At 70.8% G+C, this 17,290-nt stretch carries 13 protein-coding genes; 1 reads left to right on the plus strand and 12 read right to left on the minus strand.

Going from position 1 to position 17,290, the window contains the following annotated elements; translation table 11 throughout:
* Positions 1 to 33: 33 nt before the first annotated feature.
* The 6 genes from ABZ930_RS26280 to ABZ930_RS26305 form a co-directional block, all read right to left on the minus strand.
* On the minus strand, positions 34 to 1,644 hold the full coding sequence (locus ABZ930_RS26280) for a cation acetate symporter (protein ID WP_361552418.1): 1,611 nt from the start codon (positions 1,642 to 1,644) through the stop codon (positions 34 to 36).
* Positions 1,641 to 2,174, minus strand: coding sequence for a DUF485 domain-containing protein (locus ABZ930_RS26285; protein WP_361552421.1), 534 nt, complete (start codon positions 2,172 to 2,174; stop codon positions 1,641 to 1,643). Before ABZ930_RS26285 ends, ABZ930_RS26280 begins: the two co-directional genes overlap by 4 nt.
* 74 nt (positions 2,175 to 2,248) lie before the next feature.
* Positions 2,249 to 2,989 (minus strand): response regulator transcription factor, encoded by a 741-nt coding sequence (locus ABZ930_RS26290; protein WP_361552424.1) that lies wholly within the window; start codon positions 2,987 to 2,989, stop codon positions 2,249 to 2,251.
* A complete protein-coding gene (locus tag ABZ930_RS26295) occupies positions 2,986 to 4,143 on the minus strand; it encodes a histidine kinase (RefSeq protein ID WP_361552427.1) in 1,158 nt (385 codons plus the stop codon). The genes ABZ930_RS26290 and ABZ930_RS26295 overlap by 4 nt, the downstream gene beginning before the upstream one ends.
* On the minus strand, positions 4,140 to 4,646 hold the full coding sequence (locus tag ABZ930_RS26300) for a DUF1453 domain-containing protein (RefSeq protein ID WP_361552430.1): 507 nt from the start codon (positions 4,644 to 4,646) through the stop codon (positions 4,140 to 4,142). The genes ABZ930_RS26295 and ABZ930_RS26300 overlap by 4 nt, the downstream gene beginning before the upstream one ends.
* Before the next feature lie 182 nt (positions 4,647 to 4,828).
* Entirely contained in the window at positions 4,829 to 6,952 is a 2,124-nt protein-coding gene (locus tag ABZ930_RS26305) for a DNA topoisomerase IV subunit B (protein WP_361552433.1), read from the minus strand.
* A gap of 442 nt (positions 6,953 to 7,394) precedes the next feature.
* Here ABZ930_RS26305 and ABZ930_RS26310 point away from each other — a divergent pair, with 442 nt between their 5' ends.
* A complete protein-coding gene (locus tag ABZ930_RS26310; protein WP_111662563.1) occupies positions 7,395 to 7,625 on the plus strand; it encodes a hypothetical protein in 231 nt (76 codons plus the stop codon).
* Positions 7,626 to 7,731: 106 nt separating this feature from the next.
* On the opposite strand, the gene ABZ930_RS26315 is transcribed toward ABZ930_RS26310, so the two are convergent.
* From ABZ930_RS26315 to ABZ930_RS26340, 6 genes are all read right to left on the minus strand, one after another.
* On the minus strand, positions 7,732 to 8,562 hold the full coding sequence (locus ABZ930_RS26315; protein ID WP_361552437.1) for a serine protease: 831 nt from the start codon (positions 8,560 to 8,562) through the stop codon (positions 7,732 to 7,734).
* Positions 8,563 to 8,723: 161 nt separating this feature from the next.
* Entirely contained in the window at positions 8,724 to 10,259 is a 1,536-nt protein-coding gene (locus tag ABZ930_RS26320) for an RNA polymerase sigma factor (protein ID WP_361552439.1), read from the minus strand.
* A gap of 430 nt (positions 10,260 to 10,689) precedes the next feature.
* Positions 10,690 to 11,574 carry a FadR/GntR family transcriptional regulator gene (locus ABZ930_RS26325; RefSeq protein ID WP_361552441.1) on the minus strand — a complete coding sequence of 295 codons (885 nt, stop codon included), beginning with the start codon at positions 11,572 to 11,574 and terminating at the stop codon, positions 10,690 to 10,692.
* Between the two features lie 163 nt (positions 11,575 to 11,737).
* Positions 11,738 to 13,732 (minus strand): ATP-binding cassette domain-containing protein, encoded by a 1,995-nt coding sequence (locus ABZ930_RS26330; protein WP_361552443.1) that lies wholly within the window; start codon positions 13,730 to 13,732, stop codon positions 11,738 to 11,740.
* Positions 13,733 to 13,952: 220 nt separating this feature from the next.
* Positions 13,953 to 14,732 carry an NUDIX hydrolase gene (locus ABZ930_RS26335; protein WP_361552445.1) on the minus strand — a complete coding sequence of 260 codons (780 nt, stop codon included), beginning with the start codon at positions 14,730 to 14,732 and terminating at the stop codon, positions 13,953 to 13,955.
* 104 nt (positions 14,733 to 14,836) lie between these two features.
* The gene (locus ABZ930_RS26340) at positions 14,837 to 16,756 is read right to left on the minus strand and encodes a glycogen debranching N-terminal domain-containing protein (protein ID WP_361552448.1); all 1,920 of its coding nucleotides are present in this window, start codon (positions 16,754 to 16,756) and stop codon (positions 14,837 to 14,839) included.
* Positions 16,757 to 17,290: the final 534 nt, after the last annotated feature.

Here is a 17,290-nt window from a genome sequence, read left to right on the forward strand (position 1 = left end):
CTGCGGCTGGTGCGGTCCGTCGGGGCCGTGCGCTCACACGGCGCCCGCGCCGGTGAGCGCCCGCACCTCGGTCTCCGCGTGCTTGGCGTCGTCCGGCGGCTCGTGCGAGGTCACGGTGCCCATCCAGCCCGCCAGGAAGCCCAGCGGGATGGAGACGAGCCCGGGGTTCTCCAGCGGGAAGTACTGGAAGTCCACCCCCGGGAACAGGGAGGTCGGGCTGCCCGAGACCACCGGTGACAGCACGACCAGCAGCAGCGCGGGCACCAGGCCGCCGTACACCGACCACACCGCGCCGCGCGTCGTGAAGTTCCGCCAGAACAGCGAGTACAGCAGCACCGGCAGGTTGGCGGACGCGGCCACGGCGAAGGCCAGGCCGACCAGGAAGGCCACGTTCAGATCGCGCGCGAGCAGTCCGAGCGCGATGGCGAGCACACCGATGCCGGCCGCGGCGACACGTGCTACCGCGACCTCGCTGCGCTGCTTGCCCACCGGCTTTCCGGTCCGGTCACGCCGCCGCAGGGAGGCGTACAGGTCGTGTGCGACGGACGCGGAGGAGGCCAGCGTGATCCCGGCGACGACGGCGAGGATCGTGGCGAAGGCGACCGCGGCGACGACCGCGAACAGCACCGTGCCGCCCGTGGAGTTGGCACCGCCGCCCAGGTCGAGGGCGAGCAGCGGGACCGCCGTGTTCCCCGCCGCGTTCGACTCCCGTACCGCGGTGGAGCCCACGATGGCGGCCGCGCCGAATCCGAGCACGATCGTCATCAGGTAGAAGCTGCCGATGAGTCCGATGGACCAGACGACGGAACGGCGTGCGGCCCGCGCCGTCGGCACCGTGTAGAAGCGCGACAGGATGTGCGGCAGACCTGCCGTGCCGAGGACCAGCGCGAGGCCCAGGCTGATGAAGTCGAAGCGCGCGGTCCAGCTTCCGCCGTACTTCAGACCGGGCACGAGGAAGTCGGAACCGTGCCCGCTGCGGGCCGCGGCGGCGCGCAGCAACTGGTCGAAGTCACCGTGGAATCGCGCCAGGACGAGCACCGTCAGGGCGATCGTGCCGCCCATGAGCAGAACGGCCTTCACGATCTGGATCCAGGTGGTGGCCCGCATCCCTCCCATCGACACATAGATCACCATGAGCGCGCCGACGCCGACGACGGTCCAGGCCTGCGCGCCCCCGCTCTCTCCGCCGAGCAGCAGCGCGACGAGGCTGCCCGCACCCACCATCTGCGCCACCAGATAGAGAACGGACACGGTGACCGAGGACGTTCCCGCCGCGATGCGCACCGGACGCTCCCGCATCCGCGCCGCGACGACGTCGGCGAGGGTGAACCGCCCGCAGTTGCGGACCAGTTCGGCCACCAGGAAGAGCACCACGAGCCAGGCCACGAGGAAGCCCACGGAGTAGAGCAGCCCGTCGTACCCGAAGAGCGCGATCACTCCCGAGATGCCGAGGAAGGAGGCCGCCGACATGTAGTCACCGGCGATGGCAAAACCGTTCTCCATGGGGGAGAAGAGTCGGCCGCCGGCGTAGAACTCCTCCGCCGATCCGTGCCGATTGCGGCTCACCCATGTCGTGATCCCCAGCGTCACCGCCACGAAGGCGCTGAACAGCACCAGGGCCAGGGTCTGATGCGTCCCGGTCACCACTGACCACCCTCGCCGTGAGCCGAACCGTTCTTGCTCGCGGAGTTGCCGATACCGCGGGTCATCTCCTGTGTGTCCCAGCGCAGTTCGAGCGCGGGACGGTCGCGGCGCAGCCGCGCGTGACGCACGTACAGCCACGTCAGCAGGAACGTGCTGGCGAACTGCCCGAGCCCCGCCACCATCGCGACGTTCACCGCGCCGGTGACCCGCTGGGCCATCAGGCCCGGCGCGGTCGTGGCAGCCACCACGTACGCCACGTACCAGGCGAAGAAGACGGCGCACGCGGGAACGACGAACCTCCGATAACGCCTGCGCACTTCTTGGAAGGCGTCGCTGCGCTGCACTTCCAGGTAGATGCCCGCCGCACTCCGCTGCCCCGGCACGGGCTGGGCGGGTACGGCAGGCGCCGGCGCGCCGGTACCGTCCACATCGCCCCACCCCGAGGCCAGCGCGTCGTACCAGGGATCGCTGACTCCACCGCGATCACCGGCCCGGGGCTGCGCCGTCTCGCACCCGTCTTGCTTCTCCACCGAACTCTCCTTGTCCGCGGCCCACTGCGGCCGCCTGCCAAGGATGGACAGATCGGGAAGATCCTGGACTCAGCTCACAAGTCGTTCACCCCATTAGGTGATGGCGAAATGCGGTTAGTTTCCGGAAGGTTCGCAAGCCCGTGCCGATATGCGTAACGCACCGCCTGCGCACGGTCCTTGAGGCCTGTTTTGGCGAACAAATTATTAATGTGCGTTTTCACCGTCGCGGTGGAGACATGGAGGGTGCGGGCGATCTCCTGATTCGTCAGTCCGTCCGCGATGAGCCGGATGACTTCCGCCTCCCGGGCCGTAAGTCCGTCCGGCGGCTCCTTCGGTCCGGGCGGCGCGACGGGCTCGGTACGCGCCAGCCGCTCCAGCAGCCTCCGCTGGATCTTCGGGGAGAGCCCCGCGTCACCGGACAGCACATTTTCGACGGCCTGGACGATCTCTTCACCACTGGCGTCCTTGGTGAGATATCCGCGCGCTCCGGCTGTGAGAGCGGGGAACAGCGACTCGTCGTCGGCATAGGTGGTCAGAATGACGACCTGGGTTCCCGGATGCCGGGCTCTGATCCGCCGGGTCGCCTCGACCCCGTCGCAGCGCGGCATGCGCAGATCCATCAGAACGACGTCCGGCGCCAGCTCGGCCACGCGCGCCAACGCCTCCTCGCCGTCGCCCGCGGCGCCGACCACCTCGATTCCCGGCAACAGTCCGAGAAGCATCACGATGCCTTCGCGCACCACCGTCTGGTCGTCGACCACCAGCACGCGGGCCGACGGCCTGCCCCCGCGCTCCCCCGCCTCTGCCCCGCTCACAGGGGCACCTTCAACGTGACCACGAAACCCCCCTCGTACGGCCCTGCCTCCAGCGTCCCGCCCAGCAACTCGGCACGCTCCCTCATCCCCAACAGACCGTAGCCGGAACCACTGACAGTGAGCTCCTCGTGCTGCCGAGTCGCCCCCGAGTCCCTTGTCTCCAGGGCGACTTCGCGGGTCCCGTACGTCAGCCGCATCGCCGCCCTGGCTCCCGGAGCGTGCTTGCGTACGTTCGTCAGCGCTTCCTGCGCGACTCTGCGCACCGCCTGCGAGGCCTCCGCGGGCAGCCGCCGGCGCTCGCCCTCCACCGTGAGGGTGGCGCCGTCCGCGGACGCGACCAGCCCTTCGAGGAACTCCTCCAGCGGCGTCATCTCGCCGCGCAGCGCCGACAGCGCCTGCCGGGTCTCGGTGAGCCCGTCGCGCGCCATGCCGCGTGCCGCCACGACCCGGTCGAGGATCTGCTCCCGGTCGGCGCCGCGCTCGATGAGGAGCCGTGCCGCCTCCAGGTGGACGAGCTGGGCGGAGAGGCTGTGCGCGAGAACGTCGTGGATCTCCCGGGCGATCCGTGCCCGCTCGGCGAGGGCCGCCGATTCGGCCTCCGCGGCCCTGGCCGCCCGCTCCTGCACCAGCAGGCGCTGCGCGCCGCCTCTGGCTTCGGCGTCGAGGCGCACCACATAGCCGGACAGGCACAGTCCCGCCATGATCGCCGCGGTCGTGAGCCAGGGGTCCTGATTGACGACCGCGAAACCGGCGAGCGCGACGCCGGCGGAGGGAACCGCGGCGAGCAGCGGCAAGCGCTGGAGTGCGGTGACGGCGCAGCCGCACCACAGCAGGGTGGCGGGCCCGAGGAATCCGATACCGTGCGCCGCCACCGCGGCCAGCAGAAGCAGTGCGAGCAGGCCGAGCGAGGGCCACAGCCGATGGGCCAGTGTCGTCCAGTAGAAGCCCCAGGTCGCCGCCGCACAGGCGATCAGTCCCACAGGGGCGGCCGCGACGGCCCACGGGCCCACATCGCGCTGTGCCACCGCGGTCCACAGCAGCGTGCCCACCAGGGCGATCCGCACCGCCCAGGAGAGCCAGCGCCGGGCGCGCGTCCGCCCCACACGGGAGAGCGCCTCCCGCGTGGGCCACGTCGTCCAGAGACCGGGATTCACCTGCGCCCCTCCCCCACCGGCTGCGGGACAGCACCAACGTACGCCGCCTGCTGATGGCCGGCCCGCCACATCAGGACTCCGGTACGGGCCAGGAGCGAGAGGGCGAAGCCCAGCAGGAACGAGGAACTGCCGAGGTGGACGCCCATCGCCAGGCCGACCCCGACGACGGCCGCCCGGGCCGCCATGCCCCCGACCCAGGTGCCGGCGGTGGCCGCCGTGCCCTTGGTCCAGATGTCCCCCTGCTCATCGGCCCAGACACGCGTGGTGAACGCCCAACCGATCCCTATGCCGATGCTGACCACCACCTCGACGGCGAGCAGGACCACCGAGGCCGCGGTGTGCCGCGGGTCCATGAGGGAGCCGTCCCTCACGGCCACGAATCCGAGGATCAGGGGCAGCAGCCACCACTTGCGGTCCATCGCCAGGCGCTCGGTCCTGAACTGACGCACGAGGACGAGCGCGACGGCGGCGACGATCACGAGTACTTCGGTCGGCCCGGACATGACTGCCTCCGTGGAGCGGTCGGAGCGGAGTGGTTCAACACCGTCGACGCTACGGAAGAGTGCAGGTCAGGAGATCGGAGCCAGGGTGGATCGTGGGTGGATCGTGCGGCTCCACCCATGGGTGGAGCCCCGGACCACGCGAAAGGGGCGCGCCGCACGGCGCGCCCCCGGTACCGCGCTGGTCAGGCGTCGATGCGCGAGCGGTCGAGGGTCGCTGCGGAGCTGCTGATGAACTCCTTGCGCGGCGCCACGTCGTTGCCCATCAGCAGATCGAAGACCTGCTCCGCCGCCTCCAGCTCGCCGATGTTGATCCGGCGGAGCGTGCGGTGGCGCGGGTCCATGGTGGTCTCGGCCAGCTGGTCGGCGTCCATCTCGCCCAGGCCCTTGTAGCGCTGGATGGAGTCCTTGTAGCGGACGCCCTTGCGCTGGAACTCGAGCAGCGTCTCGCGCAGCTCGCGGTCCGAGTACGTGTAGACGTACTTGTCCTGGCCCTTCTTCGGCTGGACCAGTTCGATGCGGTGCAGCGGCGGCACAGCCGCGAAGACGCGCCCGGCCTCGATCATCGGCCGCATGTAGCGCTGGAACAGCGTCAGCAGCAGCGTGCGGATGTGGGCGCCGTCGACGTCGGCGTCGACGAGCAGGATGATCTTGCCGTACCGCGCCGCGTCGATGTCGAAGGTCCGGCCCGACCCGGCTCCTATGACCTGGATGATCGCGCCGCACTCGACGTTCTTCAGCATGTCCGAGACGGACGACTTCTGAACGTTGAGGATCTTGCCGCGGATCGGCAGCAGCGCCTGGAACTCTGAGTTCCGGGCGAGCTTTGCGGTGCCGAGCGCCGAGTCGCCCTCGACGATGAAGAGCTCGCTGCGCTCCACGTCGTCGCTGCGGCAGTCCGCGAGCTTCGCGGGCAGCGACGACGACTCCAGGGCCGTCTTGCGGCGCTGCGCGTCCTTGTGCTGGCGAGCCGCGATACGCGTGCGGGCCGCGGCGACGGCCTTCTCCATGACGGAACGGGCCTGCGCCTTGGCGTCGCGCTTGGTGGACGTCAGGAACGCCTTGAGTTCCTTGGCGATCACATTGGCGACGATCCGGTTCGCCGCCGAGGTGCCGAGGACCTCCTTGGTCTGGCCCTCGAACTGCGGCTCCGCGAGGCGCACCGTGACGACGGCCGTCAGCCCCTCGAGGGCGTCGTCCTTGACGATGTCGTCCTCGGCGACGCGCAGCAGCTTCTGGGCACGCAGCACCTCGTTCATCGTCTTCGTGAGCGAGCGCTCGAAGCCGGTGACGTGGGTGCCGCCCTTGGGGGTCGCGATGATGTTCACGAACGACCTGATGGTCGTGTCGTAGCCGGTGCCCCAGCGCATCGCGACGTCGACGGCGAGGTCGCGCTGCACCTCGGTCGGCGTCATCTGGCCGTGCTCGTCGAGCACGGGGACGGTCTCCTTGAAGGTGCCCTGCCCGGTCAGGCGGAGGACGTCGCACACCGGCTTGTCCTGCGCCAGGTACTCGCAGAACTCGCTGATGCCGCCGTCGAAACGGAAGGATTCCTCGCCCTTGCTGCCGCCCTCGCCGAGACCGAACTCGTCCCGTACGACGATGGTGAGCCCCGGCACCAGGAAGGCCGTCTGGCGGGCACGCTGGTGCAGGTTCTCCAGGGAGAGCTTGGCGTCCTTCAGGAAGATCTGCCGGTCCGCCCAGTAGCGCACGCGCGTGCCCTGGCGGGCCTTCGGGACCTTCTTGATCTTGCTCAGGCGGGCGGCGGGGTCGAACGGAGCCTCGGGGCCGGGCTTGGAGAAGGCGCCGGGGACGCCGCGCCGGAAGCTGATCGCGTGCGTGTGCCCGCCGCGGTCGACCTCGACGTCGAGACGCGCCGACAGCGCGTTCACCACCGAGGCGCCCACGCCGTGCAGGCCGCCGGAGGCGGCGTACGAGCCGCCGCCGAACTTGCCGCCCGCGTGGAGCTTGGTCATGACGACCTCGACTCCGGAGAGGCCGGTCTTGGGCTCGACGTCCACGGGGATGCCGCGGCCGTTGTCCCGCACCTCGACGGAGCCGTCGTCGTGCAGGATCACCTCGATGTGGTCGCAGTAGCCACCGAGAGCCTCGTCGACGGAATTGTCGATGATCTCCCAGAGGCAGTGCATGAGACCGCGGCTGTCGGTCGAGCCGATGTACATGCCCGGACGCTTGCGTACGGCCTCGAGCCCCTCGAGGACGAGGAGGTGCCGCGCGGTGTAGTTGGAACCGTCCCGGTCTGCTCCGGTCAGCAGCGCTGTGGACGGCACGGACGTTTCGGCGGTCACGCGGTTCGCTCCTCGCTGAATTTCAGATGGGGCCCTTGTGGGTAAGGGGCCGGCGTCGGTCGACGCCCAGAGCCTACCGAGGCCTGGTAGAGCCGTTGTCACGCCACCCTCACCTCACGCACAGACTAATCCAAGGTCGCATGCGTGTTCGATCCCTCGATGGAGTGAAGCACACATCACGTTCCCTTCCAGGCATGAACCATTTAGGCTCCGGGCACGTCCTCATGAACAACCGGCAAGCCGGCCGGGGAGGACCGACCTGACAGAACGCGCGAACCCGTAGGACTCGTAAGAGACGCAATACGGCACATTCGCCGCCACCCGGCAGCACCTGGCCGGCCTCGGAGAAAATTTTCGAGGAAAAGCCGCGAGCGGGAACGTTTTCGGCCTGGTTGGATGTTGACCCTGGTACGACAGCTCGTCGAGCTAGAGAAGAGGCGACGTGACTACTGTTCTGACCCCCGCGAGCCCGCTGACGGCCGCTGACCGCTGTGACCGTTGCGGCGCCCAGGCATATCTGCGCGTCGTTCTCATCAGCGGTGGTGAACTGCTCTTCTGCGCCCACCACGGTCGCAAGTTCGAGCCGGAACTCAAGAAGATCGCCGCTGAGATACAGGACGAGACGGAGCGACTCACCGCCGCTCCGGCAAGCGCCGACACCGAGGAACGCTGACGCCTCGCATCCACGACGAGCCAGCAACGGCACCAGGCCGGTAATCGGGCGGCCATCCCTGCACCCAGGGATGGCCGCCCGTCCTCATGTCCGCGTGCGTGACGCGTCAGGAGTGCTTGCGCAGCACGCGCAGCACGTCCGAGACCCGCGTGTAGACACCGGGGCTTCCCGCCCGCCCGCAGCCGCTTCCCCAGGACACGAGGCCGATCAGCTTCCCGCGGGCGACCAGCGGGCCGCCGCTGTCCCCCTGACAGGCGTCCTTGCCGCCACGCGACTCGCCCGCGCACAGCATCGAGGCAGGCAGGTACGTGCCGTCCGAGCTGCCCGGGTACGCCTCCTGGCACACCGAGTCCGGCAGCACGTGGACCCGCGCGGCACGCAGAGTGCGCGGATAGTCACCCGCACCCGTCGTGTCGCCCCACCCGTAGACCTCGGCCCGCGTGCCGGGCTCGTAGGCGGGGTCGCCCTCGTCCGCCATCGGGAGGACGTATCCCTCGGGCAGCGGTGTGGCCAGTGTGAGGACCGCCACGTCTCCCGCGTTGGTGGACCCGTCGTAGTCCGGGTTGACCCACGCCTCCCGGACGGGGATCTCCGCGCCCTCGTCCGCGCGCAGATCGCTGCGCCCGGCGATCACCTTGAGATCGCGCACCTCGTCGCGCGCCACCCCGAGCACACCCTGGCTCATGCAGTGCGCGGCGGTGAGAACCGTGGTCCGCGCGACGACCACACCCCCACAGAACTGTCCCGCGCGCGTACCCCCGAACCGGTCACGACTGGAGAGGGCTACCGTCCACGGACTGTCGGACACCTGGACCTGACGGCCGCCGATGATCCCGCCGTCGGCGGCCGCGGGCGCCGCCGAGGACGCGGGCAGCGCGGCCGCGGCGGCCAGGACGGTCAGCGACGCGGTCAGCGCTCTCGCGAAGGGACGACTCATACGGTCTCCTCACTCTGAGTTGCAGTGGCACACCCAGAGTGATTCACCGGGGGGTCGCACGCACCGCGAGGATCGACCCACAGCCACGCACGCAGAAGGCCCGGCACTCTCCCTCGCGAGAGGAGTGCCGGGCCTTCTGATGGACGTACAGGAGCCTGTGACTAGTCGAGGTAGTCGCGCAGGACCTGCGAACGCGACGGGTGACGCAGCTTCGACATCGTCTTGGACTCGATCTGACGGATGCGCTCGCGCGTGACGCCGTAGACCTTGCCGATCTCGTCGAGGGTCTTCGGCTGACCGTCGGTGAGACCGAAGCGCATCGAGACGACGCCCGCCTCGCGCTCGGAGAGGGTGTCGAGCACCGAGTGCAGCTGCTCCTGGAGGAGCGTGAAGCTGACCGCGTCGGCGGGAACCACGGCCTCGGAGTCCTCGATGAGGTCACCGAACTCGCTGTCGCCGTCCTCACCCAGGGGGGTGTGGAGGGAGATCGGCTCACGGCCGTACTTCTGGACCTCGATGACCTTCTCGGGGGTCATGTCGAGTTCCTTGGCCAGCTCCTCCGGGGTGGGCTCGCGGCCCAGGTCCTGGAGCATCTGGCGCTGCACACGCGCGAGCTTGTTGATGACCTCGACCATGTGCACCGGGATACGGATGGTGCGGGCCTGGTCGGCCATGGCGCGGGTGATCGCCTGACGGATCCACCAGGTGGCGTACGTGGAGAACTTGTAGCCCTTGGTGTAGTCGAACTTCTCGACCGCGCGGATCAGACCGAGGTTGCCCTCCTGGATGAGGTCCAGGAAGAGCATGCCGCGGCCGGTGTAGCGCTTCGCCAGGGAGACCACCAGACGGAGGTTGGCCTCCAGGAGGTGGTTCTTGGCGCGGCGGCCGTCCTCGGCGATGATCTCCAGCTCGCGCTTGAGCTTGGGTGCGAGCTTGTCGGCGTTGGCCAGCTTGTCCTCGGCGAACAGGCCGGCCTCGATGCGCTTGGCGAGCTCGACCTCCTGCTCGGCGTTGAGCAGCGGGACCTTGCCGATCTGCTTCAGGTAGTCCTTGACGGGGTCGGCGGTGGCGCCGGCGGCGGCGACCTGCTGGGCAGGCGCGTCGTCCTCGTCCTCGTCCGACAGGACGAAGCCCTGGCCCTCGGGAGTCTCCTCGCCGTCACCCTTGGTGGCTGCGGGGGTCTCCTCGGCCGACTCGTCCTCGAGAAGCTCGTCGTCCTTCTTGCCCGCCGTCTTCTTGGCGGCGGTCTTCTTGGCGACGGTCTTCTTGGCGGTGGCCTTCTTGGCGGTCGCCTTCTTCGCCACGGCCTTCTTCGCGGGCGCGGCTTCCTCGGCGGCGGCCTCGGAGGTCGTCGACTCGGGAGTGGTGGTCGCAGCGACCCTCTTGGCGGTGACCGTCTTGGCCGCGACAGTCTTGGTGGCGGTGCGCTTGACCGGACTCTTGGCTGCGACGCTCTTTCGGGGACGCTTGGGCTCAGCGGCACTGACCATCAGCGTCACACCCTCTTCCTCGAGGATCTGGTTGAGGCTGCGCAGAACGTTCTTCCACTGAGTGGCCGGAATCTGGTCGGCTTCGAACGCACGGCGCACGTCGTCGCCGGCGATCTGGCCATCAGCCTTTCCCCGCTCAATGAGCGCCATGACAGAGACGGATTCGGCGATCTCCGGCGGGAGCGTACGGGATGTGCTGGCCGACACGAACAACCTCTCGGAACGTTGGAAAACGGCTTCCGGCCCCGTCCTGTGTGGACCGGAGCCGACGACCGCCGGCTTGGGGATGGGCCGACGGCGTGGGCGGGGACCGGGGAGATAGTCAGCGCCGCAAGCGGCTGCCGTATTCCCTCCTCGGCTGTCACCTCTTAGGTCATCGCGCTGCCCCGAGGAGCGTTACGCCCAATCTGCGTGGCCCGAGTCACACCCCGTAAGCGGTCAAAAACTGACGGATACGGGCAGATGCGGTCACCCCGCGAGCGTCCGCAGTCCCTCGACGAACCCGGCACCAAGGCCCGGCGAATCCCTCAACGACCGAGTCGCCGGATCGCGCCCCGCTTCCCCGTGCTCGAGGCAGGCGGCGGGGCCGTCCGGCGACACCTGGTCGCGGCTTCTCTTCTGGCGGCGCTCCGCGCGCTCAGTGCTCGCGCGGGGCCGGAACCACGCGCTCCCCCTCGGGGTGGACGGTGAGCAGGTGGCGCATCGCGGCCTCGGCACCGGTGCCGTCCCCCGCGGCGAGCGCGTCGACGATGCGCGCGTGGTGGCCGATCGCCGTCTCGTTCGGACGGTCACAGCCGGTGACGGGACCGCCGGAGACCTGAAGGGCGGACGAGACGATGCCGGAGAGGTGCTCCAGCATCCGGTTGCCGGCGAGCTGGATCAGCAGCGAGTGGAACTCGGCATCGGCCCGGGAGAAGGTGATCGCGTCCCCCTGGCTCAGGGCGTGACCCATGATCTCGACCATGTCGGCAAGGCGCTGCTGCACGTCCTCACGGCCGTGGCCGGCGGCGAGCCGCGCGGCGAGCGGTTCGATCGTCCAGCGCAACTCGTTCAGCTCACGGCGCTGGTCGTCGCGCTGCGGGCCGAAGGCGCGCCACTCGATGATGTCCGGGTCCAAGAGGTTCCAGTCGCTGACCGGACGCACGCGCGTGCCGACGTTCGGCCGGGCGCTGACCAGGCCCTTGGCCTCGAGTACGCGAAGGGATTCGCGGACGACAGTACGGGACACCTCGAAACGCTGGCCGATCTCCTCGGGCACCAGCGGGCGGTCGGCGCCCAGGTCGCCGGAGACGATCATCTGCCCCAGCTGCTGAACGAGTTGACCGTGCAGACCGCGGCCCCGGTTGCCCGTGGGGCGCCGGCCGACGCGGCCCAGTTCATGGTCCGTGCTGTCCCAGGCGGAGGCACCGACTCTGTCGGCGGCCGACTCCGGGAACGGGTAGCGGTCGAGTTCGCCCGGTCCGGCGAGGCCGGAGTCGGCGGAGCGGGCGGCGGTCATCATGGTGTGCGCAAGGGTACTCACGGAATCTGTTGTCGGCGCTGTTCCCAACTCCCTTGAGGTCTTTGGTGAAAAGCACACGAAAGGGTGATCGCCGCCCTCGCCGCAATTGACGCCTTATCGGAAAGAAATGGGCTTTCCAGAAGGAGTTGCGAACAGAGGAGCGCCGGAAGGCTCCGGACGGCCGTCAACGCACCTTGGGACGCAGCACCGCGAGCAGATATGCGCAGAGCAGCGCGGTCAGCGACAACAAGAGCGCACCGCCCACAGGTTGAGCGATCATGCGTACTCCGGCCGCGACGAACCGCTCCGCGCCGAAGGGCCAGTGCAGCAGCGCGAGTTCTCGGAGCCGTCCCGGCAGCCCGGCCGCTGTTCGCACAGATGGTCCCTCGAGGGCCTTTTGTACGAGTGGCACGATGACGATCGGAACCGCCACCACGGCGGCGAGACCGGCGGCCGTGGAGCGGAAGACTCCGGACGCCAGCACCCCGGCCCACGCGCACGCCACGACCAGGACGATCCAACTCGCGCTCAGCGAAAGCCAGTCGGCGGGAACCTGCGTGAGCTCCTGTCCGTATACGAGGTGGAGCAGCGCGGCGTCGCAGCCGACGACGAGGGCGGCCATCAGGACGGCTGTCGCCGCGCCGACGGCCAGCTTGGCCGCGAGAAGCCCCAGGCGGTGCGGGACCGTGCCGCGGTCGGCGGCGAGGGCGGGGTGGCGGAACTCGTCGCCGAAGGCGAAGGCCCCGAGCAGCCCCGCTCCCACGGCGGCGGGCGGCAGGGGCAGCGCCTGGGGCCATGCGGCCAGGAGCCGCGGTTGCGGTGTGTGTCCCGCGCGGGCGAGCAGTACGGCGATGAGCCCGGAGACGGCGACGACGAGTGCCACGGTGACGTAGCCGGTGGCGATGCCGGTGGCCCGGCGCAGCTCGTAGCGGAGCGGGCGCAGGGGGCTGCGTGCGAGGCGGACCGTGATGGGGGGCGGCAGCGCGGGCAGTGCCGCGGCGGGCGTTCGAGCGCTGCTCGCGACGCCCTCTCGGTGTTCGCCGGCCGAGCCGGTCCCGGTGCTCCCGGACGGCGACGTGGCGCCGGCGAGCGGCACGAAGGTGCTGGTGGCTGCTGACGGCTCGGCCGCGGGAGTGAGGGAGCGGGCATGGGTGCGGCCCGGAGCGGGGGCGTCGGCCTCGGCAGCCGCTTGCCCACCGGAGGGGGCGGTAAGGGCCCGGTCCGCCGGGTCGTCGGCTGCGACATCGGCCACACCGGCGGCGGCGCCAGCGTCCGCATCGGCAAGGGGGGACAACGCCACCAGGGGCCCCGCGTCCCCGGCCTCGTCGGCGAGTTGGTGCACGAGGATGTTGTGCCGGAACGCGGTCTCGCCCACGTCCGCGCAGCTGCTGCCGTAGACCGACAGGCGGCTGCCGTCCTCGGTGACGACCTCGACGGAGCGTTTCGCCGTGCGGGCCTCCTTGGTCAGCAGGACGCCGAGCCGCGCGGCGTGCGGGCTGCGGACGGCGACCCGGGGCCGCAGCCTGGTGCGGGCGAAGGCTGCGACATCCTGGTCGGCAATCACTCTGCCGGCGTCGAGGGTGACGACATGGTCGGCGGTCCGCGCCGCCTCCTTGGCGTCGTCGGTGGTGAACAGCACCGTGCCGCCGACGGTCGCGTGCGCCCGCAGGATCCCGTGCAGCCACTTGCCCTCACGGATCGACAGGCCGTCCGCCGGGCCGTCGAGGACCAAGGTGTGCGGGTCGGCGAGCAGCGCGCAGGCCAGGCCGAGCCGCCGGTCCATGCCGCGCGACAGAGTGCCGAGCCGCAGATCGCGCAGGCTCACGAGCCCCACGACCTCCAGCACCTCGTCCGCGCGCTGGACGGGGACGCCGGCCGCGGAGCAGAGCATGCGCAGTTGGCCGCGGACGGTACGGGCCGGATGCCCCGGCACATCACCGAGAAGCACGCCCACTTCACGTGCCGGGTGGGTGATGCGGTGCAGGGGGCGGCCTCTGAAGTAGGTGATGCCACGGCCCTGTTGGAGTTCGAGCATCAGCCGCACCGTGGTCGTCTTGCCCGCGCCTCGGGCGCCGAGCAGGGCTGTCACACGGCCCGTGGCGGCCTCGAAGGACACGTCGTCGACCGCGGGCGGACTCTCCTTGCGGGCGGTGCTGGTCAGTCCGATGGCCTGGATCATCGCTTCTCTCGCAGGATGGGCGACCGCTCGGCGGCCGGGGCCCGTCCGCCGGTTCCCTGGCAGGCGAACCCCGTGGGTACCACAGCAAGATAACGCGACATTTCTGTCATTTAGGGCAGGGTGACGGCGCGAACGTCCGAAAAACGGCCGACCGAAATTTCGCCCCCGCCCTGACGCCAAGAGCCGTGTGCCGAACGACGGCGCGGTGCCCGCGAGTTGGTCAGACCTCGGGCCGCAGCATCGGCGGATTGAGCAGCGTGGCACCGCCCGCGCGGAAGAGCTGGGCGGGACGGCCTCCCTGGCGCGTCGTCGTTCCACCGGTGGGCACCAGGAAGCCGGGCGTCCCCGTCACCTTGCGGTGGAAGTTGCGCGGGTCGAGCGCGACGCCCCACACCGCTTCGTAGACCCGGCGCAGCTCTCCCACGGTGAACTCCGGAGGGCAGAAGGCCGTGGCGAGCGAGGAGTACTCGATCTTCGAGCGGGCCCGCTCCACCCCGTCGGCCAGGATCCTGGCGTGGTCGAAGGCGAGCGGCTCGGTCTGCTCACCCTCGCGTCCGTACCCGCTCTGGTTCAACAGCGCCTCGACCGGCGCCCAGCGGGCGCTGTGCGCGTCTCCGCCGGCCCGCGGCGCCGGCAGGTCGGGGGCGAGCGCCAGGTGAGCGACGCTGACCACACGCATCCGCGGGTCCCGTTTCGGATCGCCGTAGGTGGCCAGTTGTTCGAGGTGCGCGCCGTTGTCCTGCGCGGGCGCGTCCGGGTCGTGGGCGCACAGGCCCGTCTCCTCGGACAGCTCGCGCGCGGCCGCCGCGGTCAGGTCCTCGTCGTCCCGTACGAATCCACCGGGCAGGGCCCAGCGCCCCTGGAACGGCGGCTCCCCACGCCGCACCGCCAGCGCGCACAGGGCGTGACGGCGCACGGTCAGCACGACCAGGTCGACGGTGACTGCGAAAGGCGGGAAGGCCGACGGGTCGTAGGGCGCCGACGGGTCGTAGGGCGACATGGAACGATCATAGTCGTCTGCCTGACGATAAACACTCCCTTCGCCTGTGGTTCCCCACTTGATCGACGCCCGCCGCCGGGACGCCGGAGCCTCTTCCCGAGCCGTCACACCCCCAATTGCAGACTGTCCGCCGCCTCCTCGACCATCCCGAGTCCCAGTCGGCTGACCCGCGCGGAGAACGCGTGTCCGCCGACGCTCAGTCCCGTCAGACCCAGCTCACCGAGCGGCGCCCCGCGCACGGGTGACAGCGCCACCGTCCCGGCGGGCACGTCCGGGCGGATACCGACGAGGGTGGCCAGCAGATGTACGCCCGCGGCCGCGGCCACGGCGGCGGGTCTGCAGGCTGCGGGATGCGCCAACGGAGCTCCGCCCTCGACTCGCTGCTCCCCCGCGTACATCTCGGGCAGCCGGAGGGCGAACGCCTCCGCCGCGGCCAGGGTGCCGCGCAGCAGGGACGCGGCTTCCTTCTCGTATCCGGCCGCGGACAGGCCGGCGACCGCCACGGCTGTCTCGTGCACCCGTACCGCGCCGGTCCGGTGCCCGAACGGGTTGTACAGCGGCTCCTTGAGCTCGAGGGTGCGCAGCCCCCACCCCGAGTCGAGCCCGGGGCTGCCGAACAGCCGCGCCAACTGCTCGGTCTGCACCTTGTCCAGGAGGCCCGGTGCACAGGTGCCGCCGCCCAGCAGTCCGGTGTCCAGCAGATGCGCGGCGCCGCTGCCCAGGTGCGAGATCGGGCGGCCGGAGGCGGTGCGGGCCGCCGCGGGTCGGCCACCGCCCCGGTCGTCCACCCAGAAGTCCTCTCTGAATCGACGTCTCAGCTCCTCCGCCCACTGGCGCAGCTCCCCGGCTCCTGGCCTGCCGTACGCGTCGAGCAGGTCCGCACCGATCAGCGCGGCACGGTGCGCGTGCGCCTGCGTCTCGCAGCGCAGCGGGCCGCCCGGGCCCGGATCCGGCACGTACGGCCCTTCGCGGGCGCTGGTGCGCAGCCACTGCAGACACCGCTCGGCGGCGGGAAGCAACTCGGCGGTCTCCTGCTCCGCGAGGCCCCATCGTCTGGCCTCCGCGAGGAGCACCGGGAACAGCAGGGTGGCCTCGATACCGGTGCAGCTGGGCGGGATCTGGGGGCCCGCATGCCGCAACGGTCCGGGAAGGCGGCCGAATTCCGCTCCTGGCCGCGTCAGTTGCGTGCGGGCGAGCGCGCGCAGCGTGCCGGCGGCCAGCCGGGTGCCGAGGGGGAGCGCCATTCTGGCGGCGGCCAGCGACTCCGCCGGAGCCGGGCCGCACCGCCAGGGCGCCCCCGCCGCGAGGTGGACGTCCGACGGATGTCCGGGGTCGCGCACCAGCAGCGCCTGAAGGTCGTCGGCACAGGTCCGCAGCAGCGGCTCCACCCGTGGGTCGTCGCCGTGCGCCCGGGCTCCGGCGAACGGCCGGACCGTGCTGTGGCCCGCGCTCCTGCCGCTGCCCGCGCCGTCCGCACGAATCCGCAGCTCTACGGTGCGGACACCGCCCGGAGGCAGCTCGAACTCCCAGCGGAGCAGGCCCGCGGAGGCGAGCGCGTCCGTGGGCGCCGGTGCCGCGGTGACCACGGCGTGGCAGGTGGGCGAGGACCAGCGCAGTCCGGCGTCGTGGACCATCGCGGGCAGCTCCCGCCCGGGCTGTCCGGCGGCGACCGCACCGAGTTCGGCCAGGTCCGTGCTGAGGGACACCTCCAGGGGAACCCGCAGGGGCCGCAGCGCCGAGCTCTGGAGCGTGATCCGCTCCGTGCCGTCGGCGTGCCGGATCCGCTGCACGACGATGTCCGGGTCGGGCCCGGCGTCGGGGGACGCCCGCACCACGGCCATGAAGCGGGCCCGGTCGGCGGAGACCATACGAGCCTGCACCGCCACTGGCTCACGGCCGAACACGCGGATCTGGCAGCGGGAGAGCAGCCGCCGTCCTGCGCGGTAGAAGCCCTCCAGTCCCTGTGCGGTCAGCTGGCCCTGGTCCGAGGAGATCGCGAGTCCGGGCAGGGCCACGCAGATCAACGACCTGTGCGTGGGCGGAAGTTCGCCGCTTCGACGCGGGGTGGATGCGGAGGCAGAGGTCGGAGACGGCAACCGAGCGGGTCTGTTCGGCGCCGCGTCCGGCCTGGCGTGGGCCTGCGGCTGAGGCACTGCGCGCGCTTCGGCGAGGCGGTCCAGCCGGTGGTCCTCGTCCGGTGCCGAGCGCGTAGGCGGCCATGTCGCGTCGGACGTCACGGCCTCACTCCTCCTGCTCGCGGCTCCTCTGCCGCCGGCCGTCCGCCGTCCGAGGGATGAGCCGCAGCGTCCACCGGACAGGGGACGTACCTCAACCCGGCCCTGAGCACGGCTGGGAATATGGGGCTGCCGCCGGGGGTGATGAGCCATGGCTTCAACTCCCGCATGGGGCGCCTCCTTTCGCGCGCGGTCGCGCGAGGCGCCGGCATGCTGCCGGGCGACTGAACCTGAGGAGGAGAGCGGTGCGGCCCGGCCGTCGCTCCCGCTCCTCAGGTGAACGGAGCGCCCCCGCCCCAAGTAACGCCACAGCGCCATGAACCA

This window comes from Streptomyces sp. NPDC046716, from assembly GCF_040645755.1.
In the GTDB taxonomy this organism is placed as follows: Bacteria; Actinomycetota; Actinomycetes; order Streptomycetales; family Streptomycetaceae; genus Streptomyces.